The sequence below is a fragment of the Hyphomonas sp. genome (assembly GCF_037969335.1).
In the GTDB taxonomy this organism is placed as follows: Bacteria; Pseudomonadota; Alphaproteobacteria; order Caulobacterales; family Hyphomonadaceae; genus Hyphomonas.
The window spans coordinates 18844-32462 of sequence record NZ_JBBKXE010000020.1 but is presented as its reverse complement, the minus strand read 5'-3'; the positions used below and the strand labels follow the sequence as shown (position 1 = coordinate 32462).

The window sequence follows — 13619 nt, the reverse complement described above, 5'->3', positions numbered from 1 at the left end:
GCACATCGCCGCGCGGCCCGCTGGCCAGTGCCTTGGCCGTGCCATGCCAGGCCCGGTCCGGGAAATCCCGGCGACGCCCCGGCACGCCGGAGGCGGTAACGTCCGCCACATCGTCCTTGGAGAACACGCCGTAATTCGCCAGTTTCTGCGCCACCCAGTCACGCGCCTTGGCCGCATTCTCCGGACGCCGGTCGGGGCGGCGGGCTTCCGGCGATTGCGGCAGCGCGATCAGCAGCGCAATTTCGTCATCCGACAGCCGGTCAGCCTCGTGGCCGAAATAGCTCCAGCTCGCGGCGCGCACGCCTTCAAGATTGCCACCATAGGGCGTGAGCGAGAGGTAGAGCGCGAGAATCTCGTTTTTCGTTAGGCGCCGCTCGATCTGGTGCGCCCGGACGATCTCGATCAGTTTCGAGCCGACATTGCGGTCGCGCGGCTCCAGCATGCGTGCGGTCTGCATCGTAATCGTCGAGCCGCCGGACACGACCCGGCCCGACAGCGCCGAATCCACCGCCGCCCGTACCATGCCCAGCCAGTCAGTGCCGTTATGCTGGCGGAACCGCTTGTCCTCGACCCGGATCAGCGCCTCGATGAATTCCGGGTCGATCTTGTCGAGATCGCCATGGAAGCGCCAGCGGCCATCATCGGTCGGGAACGCCCGCAGCGGCTTGCCCGCCCGGTCGGTGACCATGGCCGATATGGCGCCGGCCCGTTCCAGCGGCGGCGGCAGGGCCGCGTCCAGCGCAAAGGCTGCGCCGACAAGCAAGGCAAGACCGGCAAGGAGACGCCCGGCTGGCCCCATCAGCCTACTTGCCTCCTGCCGTCGATCCCGGTGCGCCGACAATCGTCACCCGGCCCGCGCTCGAGCGCGCATAGACCGCTGGACGATACATGTCCTCGGCCACCACGCCCGGCATCGCGAACGATCCCGGTGTCACGGCCCGCACGACATAGGCCAGCGTCACTGGCTCGCCATAGACATCGACAGCGGCGACGAAGCGATCATCCTGCGCCTGTTGCGACTGGGTGTCGCCAATCTCGCCGACAAAGGCGAACGCACCCGAGGACTCGCCCTTGCGGCGGCCATCGGCCGAACGCAGCACCGTCTCGATCTCGAAACCGGCTGGCAGGAGATCGGCAATGATCACCGGGTTCAGGCGGCGCTCGAGCGGTGTCACCGACACACGCACCACCAGCTGGTCGCCCTGGTTGACCCTGGACAGGTCCACCTTGCCGCCCGTCATCGTGAAGAACGTCTTGTCGGTCTTCAGCTTGGACGAGGCCGCAGGCGGGGCTTTTTCCGGTGCGCCGGTGACCAGCACCGTGCGGAACATCGGCGCCTTGCCTTCGAGTTTGAAATTCACGCCCGACGCGACCTGCGCCTCGGAGATAAGGTATTGGCGCTCATTGTCATTACCACGACCGAGGCCTTCGACGATCAGACGGAACGCATTCTCACCCCTGTTGAAGTCGTTGACCGCAAGCAGGATGAACGCCTTCTCCTGTGTCGTCAGTTCATCCGCATCCGGCACATCCTTGCCGAGCCGCTCGGCAAGGCGGGCAACGAGCGGCGCCATGTCCGCTTCGCTGGCCAGCGCCATCACACCCGCCACGTCACGCAGCGGCGTCTGGTAATAGTCGCCGCTATTCTTGTAGCCGAGGGCTTTCTCGGCTGATTCAAAGGCCGAGTTCGCCCGCGCACGGTCGCCCATATAGGCAAGGCCCGCACCGATATGCGCCCGGGCCAGCGGGCTGTCGATGTTCGACAATTCGCGGTCGTGCAGGTAGCGCAGGCGGGAAATGTCCGCCTCGCCAGCCTTGGCCAGCACATAGAGGGCATAGGCCGACGAACGGAACATCATCTGCTCGGCCGTATCGTTCGAATACTGGCCTTCATAGACGTCCGTATCATAGCCATAGACGCGCCACTGGTCGCCGGTCGAAACCGCCCGCAGGGCGCCATAGGCCCGGTCGAGTGCCTCGTCGGGAACCGAATAGCCCGCCGCCTTGGCCCGATAGATGAAGTCGGTCGAATAGGCGCCAAGCCATGGCGAAGCATAGCCATCCCCTTCGCGCCACAGGCCGAACGCACCTTCCGAGCCCTGACGGTTCAGGATCGTGTTGACCGCCGTCTGCACACGGTCACGCGCATTGTCGCGCGAGCCGCGGGCGCCCATCGCCACCAGCTGTTCGGAATAAAGCAGCGGCATCGCCCGGCTGACCGTCTGTTCGGTACAGCCATAGGGATAACGATCAAGCGAGGCATACAGCGTCGCCGGATCGACCGGGATGCTGGAATAGCCCACGGTCACGTCCACCGAGCCGGGCACGTAGCCGACCAGCAGTTTCGGATCGATCGAATATTGCTGGCCCGGCTGCATCAGCATGCTCGTCGAGCGGGTTTCCGGCAGATAGGGCGAGCGCGTCTGGATATCGTATATGTGCTGGACCCCGAAATTGTTCGGGCCGGTCACGGCCATGCGCACCTGCGAGATGCCCTCATTCTTGGCCTCGACGCGCACCGGCGCATCCGAGCGTTTGCCGGTTTGCAGGGTCCGGGTCAGGCGGCTCTCGGCTACCTCGATCGGTCCCGCCGCGGAAATCTCCGCCGTGAACTCACCCGCCGGCAATTCGATATTGTCGATGCTGGCCGTCAGGAAGGCTTCGTCACCCGGTGCCATGAAGCGTGGCAGGATCAGGTCGGACGGCGCCGCATCGCGGACCGTCATCTTGGCTTCCCCCTCGCCGAGCCCGGTCTTAGACCAGGCGACCGCCATCAGGCGCAATTCACCATTGAAGTCAGGCAGGTCGAAACGGACCTTGGCCTTGCCTGAGCGTCCGACCTCGACGAGGCCGGAGAAGAGCGCCACCGACTTGGTGGGAACAACTGTCAGGCCTTCGCCGCCGAGCTGGTCACCACCGGTCCGCACTTCGGCCGGCAGGCCCATGTTCGGATCGAGCAGGCGTCCATAATCGTCATATTGTTCAATGCCGAGTGCCTTCTGGCCGTAATAATAGGCAACCGGATCCGGGCTCTTGAACTTGGTCAGTTGCAGGATGCCTTCATCGACAGCGGCAAGTGTCAGGAAGACCGGCTCACGCGGGCCACCCCCGAAATCAACTTCGATCACCTGTTCGCCGCGCGGACGCGCCACCTTCGGCGCATCGATGGTCAGGGCGAACGTACGCGACTCCATGTTGACCGGCACATGCACGACGCCAACGGCGCGGCGAGGCTTGGCCTGCAGGACAGGGTCACGCGCCGTATAGACGTTGACCATGACATAAGCGCCTTCGCCCCAAGCATCGGTGACGGGAAGGCTGACGCGTGTGCCGCCTGCCGTCACATTGAGGTTCTGGACCGAGAGCACCCGGTCGGTTGCGACGACGATCTGCGCCTGCCCGTCATAGGGCGGGACAATCGTGATTTCGGCCGTCTGGCCAGGGGTCGGCGACTTTTCAGGGCCCATCACGCGAACGCGGTCGGGTGCCTCGACACCATCGTCGGACACGCGGCCACCCCAGCCGACATAGAAATCATCACTGGCGGCGGCGCCGACATTGACGCCTTCGGCTTCGACCACGAGTTCATGGCTGCCCCATTCGAGACCGCTCACCTTGATTTCGGCAGTCCCGCCGGTCGTGGTGGACACAACGCCCTCATTCACCTTGGTGACGGTGCGCGACCGGCGCCAGCGCCATTCCTCGCCATCCCGGTACCAGTCATAATGATAGTCGATGGCCAGCATCTTCCAGGCGAGGCGCTGCGCCACGGCAGCGCCGTCGGCATTCACCGCAACCACCTGGAACACCGAATCCCCGCCCTCTTCCACGGATTCGTCGAAGCCGGGCTTGAGGCCGACATAAAGATTCTCGGGCCGGTAGGGCACGCGCACGCTATCCGTCACGGCCCGTCCGCCGGGCTCCAGCACGCTGATCACGGCATTGATGCGCAAGGGACGCCCGGCATTGCTGCCCGCATTGCCCGGCGCGAGACGGACAATGGCCGCCCCTGCCCCGTCGGTCGTCTGGTCAGGCAGCTCGATGATACGTTCCTCGAATGTCGCGTCATGGCGACCGAACGAAAAGCCGTCAAAAGCCGGGAACGGATTGGGCTCCGGCTCAAGCCGGGCTTCGGCCTTGACGGTCAGGCCCGCGCCCGGCGCGCCATAAAGGAAGCGCGAAGCGACCGCGATGTCCCGCGTGCCGCCCAGCTTCATGGCCGTCTTGTCGTCGGCGGTCAGGTCCACGGCAATGCGCTGCGGCACGAAATCCTCGACGGCGAATCGCGCGGTCCCGGATGTCTCCGGCAAGCCGTCTATTTCAATGGTGGCGCGCCACTGGCCGCGCGAGGCCCCCTTGGGCAGCTCGAAACTGTTCAATACTGCGCCAGAATCCGGATCGTCGAAGCGGATCTTGTTCGCCACCAGGCCATTCGGACGATAGATCACGAGATTGCCCGTGCGGTCATCCACCTGGCGCCCGGCGCGGTCACGCAACAGCGCCGAAATCTTCACCGACTCGCCAGGACGATAGATGCCCCGATCCGTATAGACATAAGCATCGACAATCCCCGGCGTCCGCCGGCCGCCGACAGCATGCTCGGACAGGTCAACCGGCGCGCGCGTCAGGTCCAGCGCAGCGAGTTCACCCTTCGCACTGAAGGCCAGCACCATTTTCGGCGCCATATTGCCGGCACCATTTGTGAGGGGCTTGTCGAACGCGACCCGCCCCTGCTCATTGGTCCGCGTCTCAGCGAGGATTTCATTGCTCATGGCCACGAGCTGGACTGTCGTATCCTGCACGGGCTTGCCGTCCTGCAGCGACCGCAGCGTGATATCGAGCCCGTTCTCGCCTTCATAGGCCGTGATCGCCAGGTCGGTCAGCATGATCCAGCGGCTCGATGACGCTGGCGGGCCGTCCTGCGCGCTCAGTTTCGCCGCGTCCGTGATGCGCACATAATAGGCGCCCGGTTCCATTGTCGCGATCACGTCCTGCAGGGGGAAGATCGACACGATCGGCGCATTCTGTTCGGCGGCAATCTCCATCGTGCCCGACCAGATGACGTCCTCGACATCGCTCGGATTATCATTGCCCCATGAATAGGAGTAACGGCCCTGCGCCGAGGTTTCACCGGCGGTGATGCTCTTAAAGGCCAGCGCACGGTCATTCACCCGCGATACGCTGATATTCACCTTGTCCACGTTGACGGTTTCGATTGGCAGGCCGTCAGCATCCTCGCGCGGCAGGATCACGCCTGCGCCCTTGAATCCGACATAAGGCGGGCGGTCGGCAAAATCGATCGGCACGGTTTCTTCGTGCTTCAGCGTGCGCCCGTCAGCGGCTGGCAGGCCGGACAGGATCGTTGCCGTGCGGCTGGTGCCGAAGGTCAGGCCGCCAATGCACAGCTCGCGGCCCTCGACGCTCAGCGCCGGACGGAAGGCCGGGCGAAAATCGACATAGGGCGAATAGTCGGTCTTCGGGTCGAGCGCAGCCGAGAAGACGAGACAGGCCAATGGCTGTTCGCCGCTCATGTCGATGCGATAGCGGAAATAGGAGAATTCCTGCTCCTGCGCGTCACGCGCCTTCTGGCGGCGCTGTTCGCGCTGGCGGGCCGCGACCTGATCCTTGGGGGCGCGCTGGACGACTTCGCCAGCGGCTCCGACCTCATCAGGCGTCTTGTTCTTGTCGCCACCGCCACACGCTGCGACGAGCCCGAAAAGGATGGCCGCGATGACGATCCGATACTTGCCCCGCGTGCCCGTGATGAACTGCGACATGAACCTCTCCTCTATTTCTGTTGATATCCATACACCGGTTGGCCACGGCACCAACAGGGCGCGATTGGGTCAATTCAAAGGAATATTGCGTTTTCGTCATGGCGCGAACGCAGTGACATCGCGGAAACCAGCCTTGCCAGTCCACGCGCGGCATCCGATGTAGGCACGCATGTGGGCCTGGCGCATCCTTGGCATGATTGCATTCGCGCTGGGCGCGATCGGCATCATCTTGCCCATCTGGCCGACGACGATCTTCTGGATTGTTGCCGCGCTCGCCTTCGCCAAGTCCAACCCGCGATGGGCCGACTGGATCTATGCCCGGCCCGGCCTCGGCGTGCCCATCCGCACCTATGTCGAGACCGGCCGCATGAGCATGCGCAGCAAGTCCGCCGCGCTGGCCGGCATGGCCCTGGCCGCCGCCGCGACGATCTATCTCTTCTGGAACAGGCCTTGGGCCATGGCTGGCAGCCTCGGGTTCCTGGCGCTCGGTGCCGCCTTTGTGATCAGCCGGAAGCCGCCCTTTGCCTCAGAGGCTGAAACACCTAAGACAACCAGCACAAAACAACAGGGAGAATAAACGGCATGGATCTCAATCTGAAGGACAAGGTGATCTTCGTCGCCGGCGCCAGCCGCGGTATCGGTCTTGGCATTGTCGAGGCCTGCATGGCCGAAGGCGCAAAAGTTGCCATCGCAGCGCGTGGTGCCGAAGCGCTGGAAGAACAGCGGGCGCGCCTGGCGGGCCTCTATGGCGAAGACAAGGTGTGGGCCCGCGCCGGAGATCTGCGCGACAGCGAGACCATCGACTCCATGATCGAGGCCATCGAAACAGACTTCGGCCCGCTTTGGGGCGCCGTCGCCAATGTCGGCCTGCACCCCTGCCCGCCCGGCTTTGAAGTGGACGACGAGACCTGGGATGGCGGCATCAGCCAGAATCTCGATTCTGCTTTCAAGCTCGCCCGCTCGTCCATGCGCAAGATGACGCCGCGCGGCGAAGGCTCGGTCCTGTTGATCACGTCGATCGCCGGGCTCGGCGCGCTGGGTACGCCATTGACCTATGGTACATCCAAGGCCGCGATGAACCACCTCGCCAAGGAACTCGCGCGTGTTGGCGGACCATCGGGCGTGCGCGTCAATGCCATCGCGCCGGGCAATATCATCTTCCCGGGCGGCGACTGGGAAACCCGGTCCGAAGGCGAGCGCGGCGCCGCGTGGAAGAAATGGATCCGGCGTGAAGTGCCGCTGAACCGTTTCGGTCGGCCTGACGAAATCGGCTCGGCAGCCGCCTACCTGCTCAGCCCGCTGGCCAGCTTCGTCACCGGCGCCGTCCTGCCGGTCGATGGCGGCCAGACAAAATAGGCCTACTCCCTCACACTCACGTGCGCCCGGTATCCCAGATGCCGGGCGCAACTGCATTTGCCTGCAACGATTACAGGTTCCATGCATTGTTTAGGCACAGGACTATTCCTGAAGCGGCGCGGGCCTGAGCGGCCTGCCGACGCGCCAGAACACTAAGCAAGGAGACATAATCATGACTCAACGCGCTCAAGGACGAAAACTCGCCATCCTCGCCACTGACGGCTTCGAACAGGTCGAACTGACCTCGCCGAAGGAAGCCATCGAAAACGCTGGCGGCGAAACCAGGATCGTTTCGATCAATCACGGCACGATTCAGGCCAACAAGCACCGCGAACACGGCGACACGTTCAAGGTCGACATGACACTGGACGATGCGAAGGCGGAAGATTTTGACGCCCTGCTCATTCCCGGTGGCCTGTTCAGCCCGGACGCCCTGCGCACCAACCAGAAGGCCAAGGATTTCGCGTCTGCCTTCTTCGCGCAGAAGAAGCCCGTTTTCTCGATCTGCCACGGTCCGCAAGTGCTGATCTCGGCCAATCTCGTCAATGGCCGTGAAGTGACCGGCTACCCTTCTATCCAGCAGGACCTCAAGAATGCAGGCGCCCGCGTGCTCGACCAGTCCGTTGTCGTGGACTCCGGTCTCGTCACATCGCGCTCGCCGGATGACCTTGGCGACTTCAACGCCAAGATTGTCGAGGAAATCTGCGAAGGCAAACATGCCGAACAGCGCCAGTCCGTGACCGCATAATACGGGCAGCGACGCTCCGATGGGAGCGAAACGCAGGCGGTGAAAGGCGCTCTCCGTCTGGAGGGCGCTTTTTTCTGTCCTGCCTATGCAGGGGCCATCGCCCCGTCCCCTTGCAGCGGATCACGCTTGCGCCCCGGGGGCCGCCTGCTGCATAGGCCTGCCATGCCTGACGCGCGCCCTTCCTCCCATCATGACGCCATCGTGCTCGGCGCGGGCGCGGCAGGACTGTTCTGCACAAGCCGGATGGGACAGACGGGTGTCAAAGTGCTCGTCGTCGATCACGCGGCAAAACCTGCCGAGAAAGTGCGCATTTCCGGGGGTGGGCGATGCAATTTCACCAATATCCATACCGCGCCCGACCGGTTCATTTCGGAAAACCCGCATTTCGCCAAATCCGCCCTCGCCCGCTACACGCCGGACGACTTCCTCGCGCTGCTGACGCGCCACGGCATTACCTGGCATGAGAAGACGCTCGGCCAGCTCTTCTGCGACCAGAAATCCGGCGCGATCATCCAGATGCTGCTGGGCGAGCTCGAAGCCGTCGGCGGTGAGCTGCGCCTCGGCACAGAGATAAAGTCCGTTGCCCATGCCGATGGCTTGTTCACGGTGGAAACCTCCGCCGGCGCATTCACCGCGCCGAAACTCGTCGTCGCCACCGGCGGCCTCTCCATCCCCAAGATGGGTGCGACCGGCCTTGCCTATGACATTGCCCGCCAGTTCGGCCATGACATCATTCCCACCCGCGCCGCACTCGTGCCCTTCGTCTTCACCGGCGCCGACCATGAGGACTTCGCCTCGATCTCGGGCGTCGCCTGCGACGTGCGCGCCAGCACGGACAGCGCCGCCTTCGATGAAGCCCTGCTGTTCACCCATCGCGGGCTATCCGGCCCCGCAATCCTGCAAATCTCGTCGTACTGGTCCCCGGGCCAGCCCGTGACACTGAAGCTGCTGCCGGACACCGACATCGGCGAGACATTGAAAACCGCCAAGCGAGACCGACCGATTCAGACGCTCGGGGCCGCGCTCGAAGGCCTCTTCGCCAAACGGCTCGCAGAACTGGTCCTCAAACGGACGAACCACCCCCCTGCCACCCGCCTCGCGGACACGTCCCACACCACGCTCGACGCCCTCGCCGCCACCCTCTCGGCATGGGTCGTGCGCCCGGCTGGCACCGAGGGCTGGCGCACGGCAGAAGTCACGGCGGGTGGGATAGACACGTCGGGCCTGTCGTCCAAAACCATGGAGAGCCGCAACGTTGCAGGACTCTATTTCATTGGCGAATGCGTCGATGTGACGGGCTGGCTTGGCGGCTATAATTTCCAGTGGGCCTGGGCGAGCGCCGCCGCTGCTGCAGCCGGAGCAGCTGTGTAACACACGCGTTGCAACAGACCGCTTGACGCAAGGCGGCACTGGCCGCATGCGATGCGATCATGAGTCAGACCGACAAGACCGCCAGCCAGCCAGCCCGCCGAACGCTGATCCTCGGCGCCGGCCTGCTAGGCGCTGTGCTTGTCATATTCATCATGGGAAAGCTCGGCCTTCTCCCCCGGGCAGACACGCTCAACAGCTGGATGGAAACCGTTGCCGGCAGCCCCTGGGGCCTGCCCGCCCTGATCCTCGTCTTCTGCGTCGCCGCTTTTCTCGGCGTCCCGCAATTCGCCCTGATTGCTGCAGCCGTCGCCCTGTTCGGTCCCTGGCTAGGCTTTACCTACGCGTGGATCGCCAACATGGTTTCGGGCTCGCTCACATTCTGGGTCGGACGCATGGCCGGCGAGCAGGCATTCCGGCGCTATGCGGGCGCAACCGCCAACAGGCTCGCCGCCTTTGTGGGCCGCAACGCCTTCGCGACCAGCGCGCTTGTGCGCAATGTGCCGACCGGACCGTTCATCATGGTCAACATGGCATTCGGCGTCAGCACCGCGAAATATCGCGACTTTGCCCTCGGCATGGCGATTGGCGTCCTGCCCAAGCTCGCGCTGATTGCCTTTGCCGGCCAGAGCCTGTTTGCGGCCCTCAAGGGCAATCCCGGTATCGCCATTCTAGCCGCCATCACCGCCGCCGCCATCTATGCCGCGATCGCGCTTTATGCCCGGACGCGTATGGCGCCCAAAGGGCAATCTGTTCCCCTGATCAGCGACCCGCCGGTTGACACGGGGACGAAACGAGATGAATAAAAGCTCCATGTGGAAGAATTTGCCTCTTAGCCTCCTGCTTACCGGCCCCTGGCCGGAGCCGACTGCCTAGAACCGGCAGTTGCGCGGCCAGGGGAATGCTTCACGCCTCCCTCACACATTAAGCAGAGCCGCAAATCATGACTTCCAATCCTCATATCCGCATCTTTGACACAACCTGGCGTGACGGCGAGCAATCGCCCGGCGCGTCCATGACCCATACGGAAAAGCTCGAACTCGCGAGCCTGATGGAAGACATGGGCGTCGACGTGATCGAGGCCGGTTTCCCAGCCGCCTCCGATGGTGACTTCGCCGCTGTCAGCGCCATCGCCGCCCAGTCGAAAAGCGCCATCATCTGCGGCCTCGCCCGCTCCACCCCGTCGGACATCGAACGCTGCGCCGAAGCCGTGAAGCAGGCGGCGCGACCGCGCATCCATACATTCATCTCGACCAGCCCTGTGCACATGAAGCACAAGCTGAAAATGGGCGCGAATGCAGTGCTCGAAGCCGTCGGCCGTTCGGTCGCCCAGGCGCGCAACCATACCGACGATGTCGAATGGAGCGCCGAGGATGCGACCCGCACCGAGTTCGACTTCCTGTGCAAGTGCATCGATCTCGCGATTGCGTCAGGCGCCACCACGATCAACGTGCCCGACACGGTCGGCTATTCCCACCCGGATGAATATGGCGCGCTGTTCCGCCGCCTGATCGAGAATGTCGCGAACTCCGACAAGGTGATCTGGTCGGCGCATTGCCACAATGACCTCGGCCTCGCCGTCGCCAACTCGATCTCGGCCGTCGCCAATGGTGCCCGTCAAATTGAATGCGCCATCAACGGGCTCGGCGAACGGGCCGGCAATGCCGCACTCGAAGAAGTCGTCATGGCGATGAAGGTGCGCGAGGACACACTGCCCTTCTCGACCACGGTCAATCCGGCCTACCTGTCGCGCGCCTCGGCCATGGTCAGCCGCATCACGGGTTTCCCGGTGCAATACAACAAGGCCATCGTCGGCAAGAACGCCTTTGCGCACGAAAGCGGCATCCACCAGGATGGCATGCTGAAAAATGCCGAGACCTACGAGATCATGAAGCCGGAAGACGTCGGCGTCGCGAAAACCTCACTGGTCATGGGCAAGCATTCGGGGCGTCACGCCTTCCGCGACAAGCTGGAGAGCATGGGCTATTTCCTCGAAGGCGATGCGCTGAACGATGCCTTCAAGCGCTTCAAGACCCTGGCCGACAAGAAAAAGCATGTCTTTGACGACGACATCGCCGTGCTGGTCGACGACCAGCTGGCGGCTGAAGGCGAGCGCATTGTGTTCAAACGCCTGCGCGTCGTCTGTGGCACCGACGGCCCGCAAACTGCCGAGATCGACCTGACGATCGAAGGTGACGAAAAATATGCCATCGCCCGCGGCAATGGCCCGGTGGATGCAGTCTTCAATGCCATCCGCCAGATCGTGCCGCATGATGCAAAGCTGGATCTTTACCAGGTCCACGCCGTGACCGGCGGCACCGACGCTCAGGCGACGGTTTCTGTTCGCCTGAATGGTGAAGGCATCATGGCGACAGGGCGCTCGTCGGACCCCGATACGCTGGTCGCCAGCGCCAAGGCCTACCTCCACGCGGTGAACAAGCTCGAGGCCCGCAAGGCCAAGCGCAAGGCAGCCTAGGGAACCTAACTGCACCTCACGCGATTCAGGTGTGCAGACACTCTGGATCGCGTTAGGAAGCGGGCATGGCCACGGTAAACAACCTCGAATCGCTTCTGGTGAGCCTGACGGACTGCACGTCAGGCGATGACGTCACGGTGCGCGACTTGCTGAATGCTGTCGGGCGCCGTTCCTATGGCCCCATCCTCCTCCTGCTTGGCTTCATCGCGGTCACGCCGCTGACGATCATTCCCGGCACCAGCTGGCTCGTCGCGCTGATCACATTGCTGATCGCCGGCCAGATCGTGATTGGCCGGAAGTTTCCCTGGGTACCCCGGCGCGTGCTGGACATATCGTTTCCGCGCGCAGCCCTGGTGGCCGGGGTAGAGCAGGCCGGAAAATACGTCAGGCCGGTCGACCGGGTCCTGAAGCCGCGGCTCGCCTTCCTGTCCGGCCCACCATTTGTCGCGCTGGCAGCGCTGGTCTGCGTCGCGGCTGCCCTGGTGACTTTCCCGCTGGGCCTTATTCCGTTCGGCCCCGTCTTGCCGGGACTGACCGTACTCCTGTTCGGCCTGGGCCTGACAGCGCGGGACGGTTTCGTCCTGGTCGCGGCGGGCGCCGGGCTGGCTGGCGCTGTCTGGCTGCTGTTACGCGTGTGGACCGCCCTGCCATTCGGGTGACCGACGCAGATTCCCGTATCAGGACAGTTGGCTTGCGCCGCTTCGACCCCGCCTGTTACATGCCTAGGCGCAGAATGCGCCGGGACCGCGGATGATGACCAATCTCAGCTATTTGGAAGAAAGCACTGTGACGACCCGCGTCCGTCGCCGGTCAGAGCGCCATTTGCCTTTCATGCCTTTTGGCTTCGTTCCGTTATTCGGCTTGCTGGTCCTGTTCTGGATCGGCATGGGCCCTTTTGCGAAACACATCATCGAACAAACCACCATCCGATCTGCCGAACAGACGCTGGCAGCCAATGGCGCTGACTGGGCGCGGCCAGTCGTATCCGGCCAATGGGTCTGGCTGGAAGGCCAGCCGCCAACCCGCATGGAGGGTGAGCAGATCATCTCACTGATGCGCGCGTCGCAGACACCGACCTGGCTGGGCGCGGCGGCGCCTGTCACCCGCGTGCTCGAGAGGTTCGGGGCGCCCGTGATTACCGCCACCATAACGCGCAAGCCGGAATGGACGTTCCGTCTGGCCGACGGTGTGCTCAATCTGAATGGCAATGTCCCCAATGAGACGACACGCGCTTCGCTCGTGGCTGCAGCCGAAGGCGTCATCGATCCGCCCCGCATCGCCAGTGTCGCCGATTTCCTGACAGTGACCCATGTTGCAAACGACCCGGCCTATGCCGACGTGGCGCTCAAAGGTATCCGGGCGGTCGGCAGCTGCGACCGCGGCGTCGCGACATTCCTGAACGAAGAATTCTCGCTGCGCTGCGAATTGCCACAATCGGGTGTCGCTGCGTTGCAGGAAGTGATTGCCAGCGCCCAGCCCGTCGGGCGGTTGGGCAACATTGATATCCTGCCCAATGAAGCGGTCGCCACGTGCGAAACATCGCTCGCCGACCTCCTCGGCACGACCCACATACAGTTCGCCCCGTCGAGCGCAGCCATCGACCCCAGCAGCTCGACCCTGCTCCAGTCGGTTGCGGATGCCGCGTCGACCTGCCCCGGCACGCTGCGGATCGAAGGCCATACCGACAGTATGGGCAGCGCGAATGCCAATGAATTGCTGGGTGACGCCCGTGCCGAAGCTGTACGCGACGCCTTGATTGCGCGCGGCGTTCCGGCAGAGCGCTTGCTGGCCGAAGGTTTTGGCGCCCGAAAGCCGATTGACGACAATAATACAGCGGAGGGGCGAGCGCACAATCGGCGGATCGAAATTCGCGTCGTCCGTGCATCCGATTGAC

10 protein-coding genes are annotated in these 13619 nt (G+C 63.8%); 8 read left to right on the top strand and 2 right to left on the bottom strand.

The window, feature by feature from the left end:
• Positions 1–799 (bottom strand): transglycosylase domain-containing protein (locus AADA04_RS01315; RefSeq protein ID WP_340691424.1); only part of this gene is annotated, 799 nt, incomplete at its 3' end.
• Positions 800–803: 4 nt separating this feature from the next.
• Positions 804–5777 carry an alpha-2-macroglobulin gene (locus AADA04_RS01310; RefSeq protein WP_340691423.1) on the bottom strand — a complete coding sequence of 1658 codons (4974 nt, stop codon included), beginning with the start codon at positions 5775–5777 and terminating at the stop codon, positions 804–806.
• 169 nt (positions 5778–5946) lie between these two features.
• Between AADA04_RS01310 and AADA04_RS01305 the strand changes: the two genes are divergently transcribed.
• The 8 genes from AADA04_RS01305 to AADA04_RS01270 all read left to right on the top strand — a co-directional run bounded on the left by AADA04_RS01305 (position 5947) and on the right by AADA04_RS01270 (position 13618).
• A complete protein-coding gene (locus tag AADA04_RS01305; RefSeq protein ID WP_340691422.1) occupies positions 5947–6354 on the top strand; it encodes a YbaN family protein in 408 nt (135 codons plus the stop codon).
• A gap of 5 nt (positions 6355–6359) precedes the next feature.
• The gene (locus AADA04_RS01300) at positions 6360–7133 is read left to right on the top strand and encodes an SDR family oxidoreductase (RefSeq protein ID WP_340691421.1); all 774 of its coding nucleotides are present in this window, start codon (positions 6360–6362) and stop codon (positions 7131–7133) included.
• A 172-nt stretch (positions 7134–7305) separates the two neighbouring features.
• A complete protein-coding gene (locus AADA04_RS01295) occupies positions 7306–7881 on the top strand; it encodes a type 1 glutamine amidotransferase domain-containing protein (RefSeq protein ID WP_340691420.1) in 576 nt (191 codons plus the stop codon).
• 162 nt (positions 7882–8043) lie between these two features.
• Positions 8044–9252 carry an NAD(P)/FAD-dependent oxidoreductase gene (locus tag AADA04_RS01290; RefSeq protein ID WP_340691419.1) on the top strand — a complete coding sequence of 403 codons (1209 nt, stop codon included), beginning with the start codon at positions 8044–8046 and terminating at the stop codon, positions 9250–9252.
• 59 nt (positions 9253–9311) lie between these two features.
• The gene (locus tag AADA04_RS01285; RefSeq protein ID WP_340691418.1) at positions 9312–10055 is read left to right on the top strand and encodes a TVP38/TMEM64 family protein; all 744 of its coding nucleotides are present in this window, start codon (positions 9312–9314) and stop codon (positions 10053–10055) included.
• A 137-nt stretch (positions 10056–10192) separates the two neighbouring features.
• On the top strand, positions 10193–11725 hold the full coding sequence (locus AADA04_RS01280; protein ID WP_340691417.1) for a 2-isopropylmalate synthase: 1533 nt from the start codon (positions 10193–10195) through the stop codon (positions 11723–11725).
• 65 nt (positions 11726–11790) lie between these two features.
• Positions 11791–12384 (top strand): exopolysaccharide biosynthesis protein, encoded by a 594-nt coding sequence (locus tag AADA04_RS01275; protein WP_340691416.1) that lies wholly within the window; start codon positions 11791–11793, stop codon positions 12382–12384.
• 94 nt (positions 12385–12478) lie between these two features.
• Positions 12479–13618, top strand: coding sequence for an OmpA family protein (locus AADA04_RS01270; RefSeq protein WP_340691415.1), 1140 nt, complete (start codon positions 12479–12481; stop codon positions 13616–13618).
• Position 13619 lies beyond the last annotated feature (1 nt).

Coding starts and splice junctions, on each gene's coding strand:
- AADA04_RS01310 (WP_340691423.1), bottom strand. CDS start 5,777: ATGTCGCAGTTCATCACGGGCACGCGGGGCAAGTATCGGATCGTCATC.
- AADA04_RS01305 (WP_340691422.1), top strand. CDS start 5,947: ATGTGGGCCTGGCGCATCCTTGGCATGATTGCATTCGCGCTGGGCGCG.
- AADA04_RS01300 (WP_340691421.1), top strand. CDS start 6,360: ATGGATCTCAATCTGAAGGACAAGGTGATCTTCGTCGCCGGCGCCAGC.
- AADA04_RS01295 (WP_340691420.1), top strand. CDS start 7,306: ATGACTCAACGCGCTCAAGGACGAAAACTCGCCATCCTCGCCACTGAC.
- AADA04_RS01290 (WP_340691419.1), top strand. CDS start 8,044: ATGCCTGACGCGCGCCCTTCCTCCCATCATGACGCCATCGTGCTCGGC.
- AADA04_RS01285 (WP_340691418.1), top strand. CDS start 9,312: ATGAGTCAGACCGACAAGACCGCCAGCCAGCCAGCCCGCCGAACGCTG.
- AADA04_RS01280 (WP_340691417.1), top strand. CDS start 10,193: ATGACTTCCAATCCTCATATCCGCATCTTTGACACAACCTGGCGTGAC.
- AADA04_RS01275 (WP_340691416.1), top strand. CDS start 11,791: ATGGCCACGGTAAACAACCTCGAATCGCTTCTGGTGAGCCTGACGGAC.
- AADA04_RS01270 (WP_340691415.1), top strand. CDS start 12,479: ATGACCAATCTCAGCTATTTGGAAGAAAGCACTGTGACGACCCGCGTC.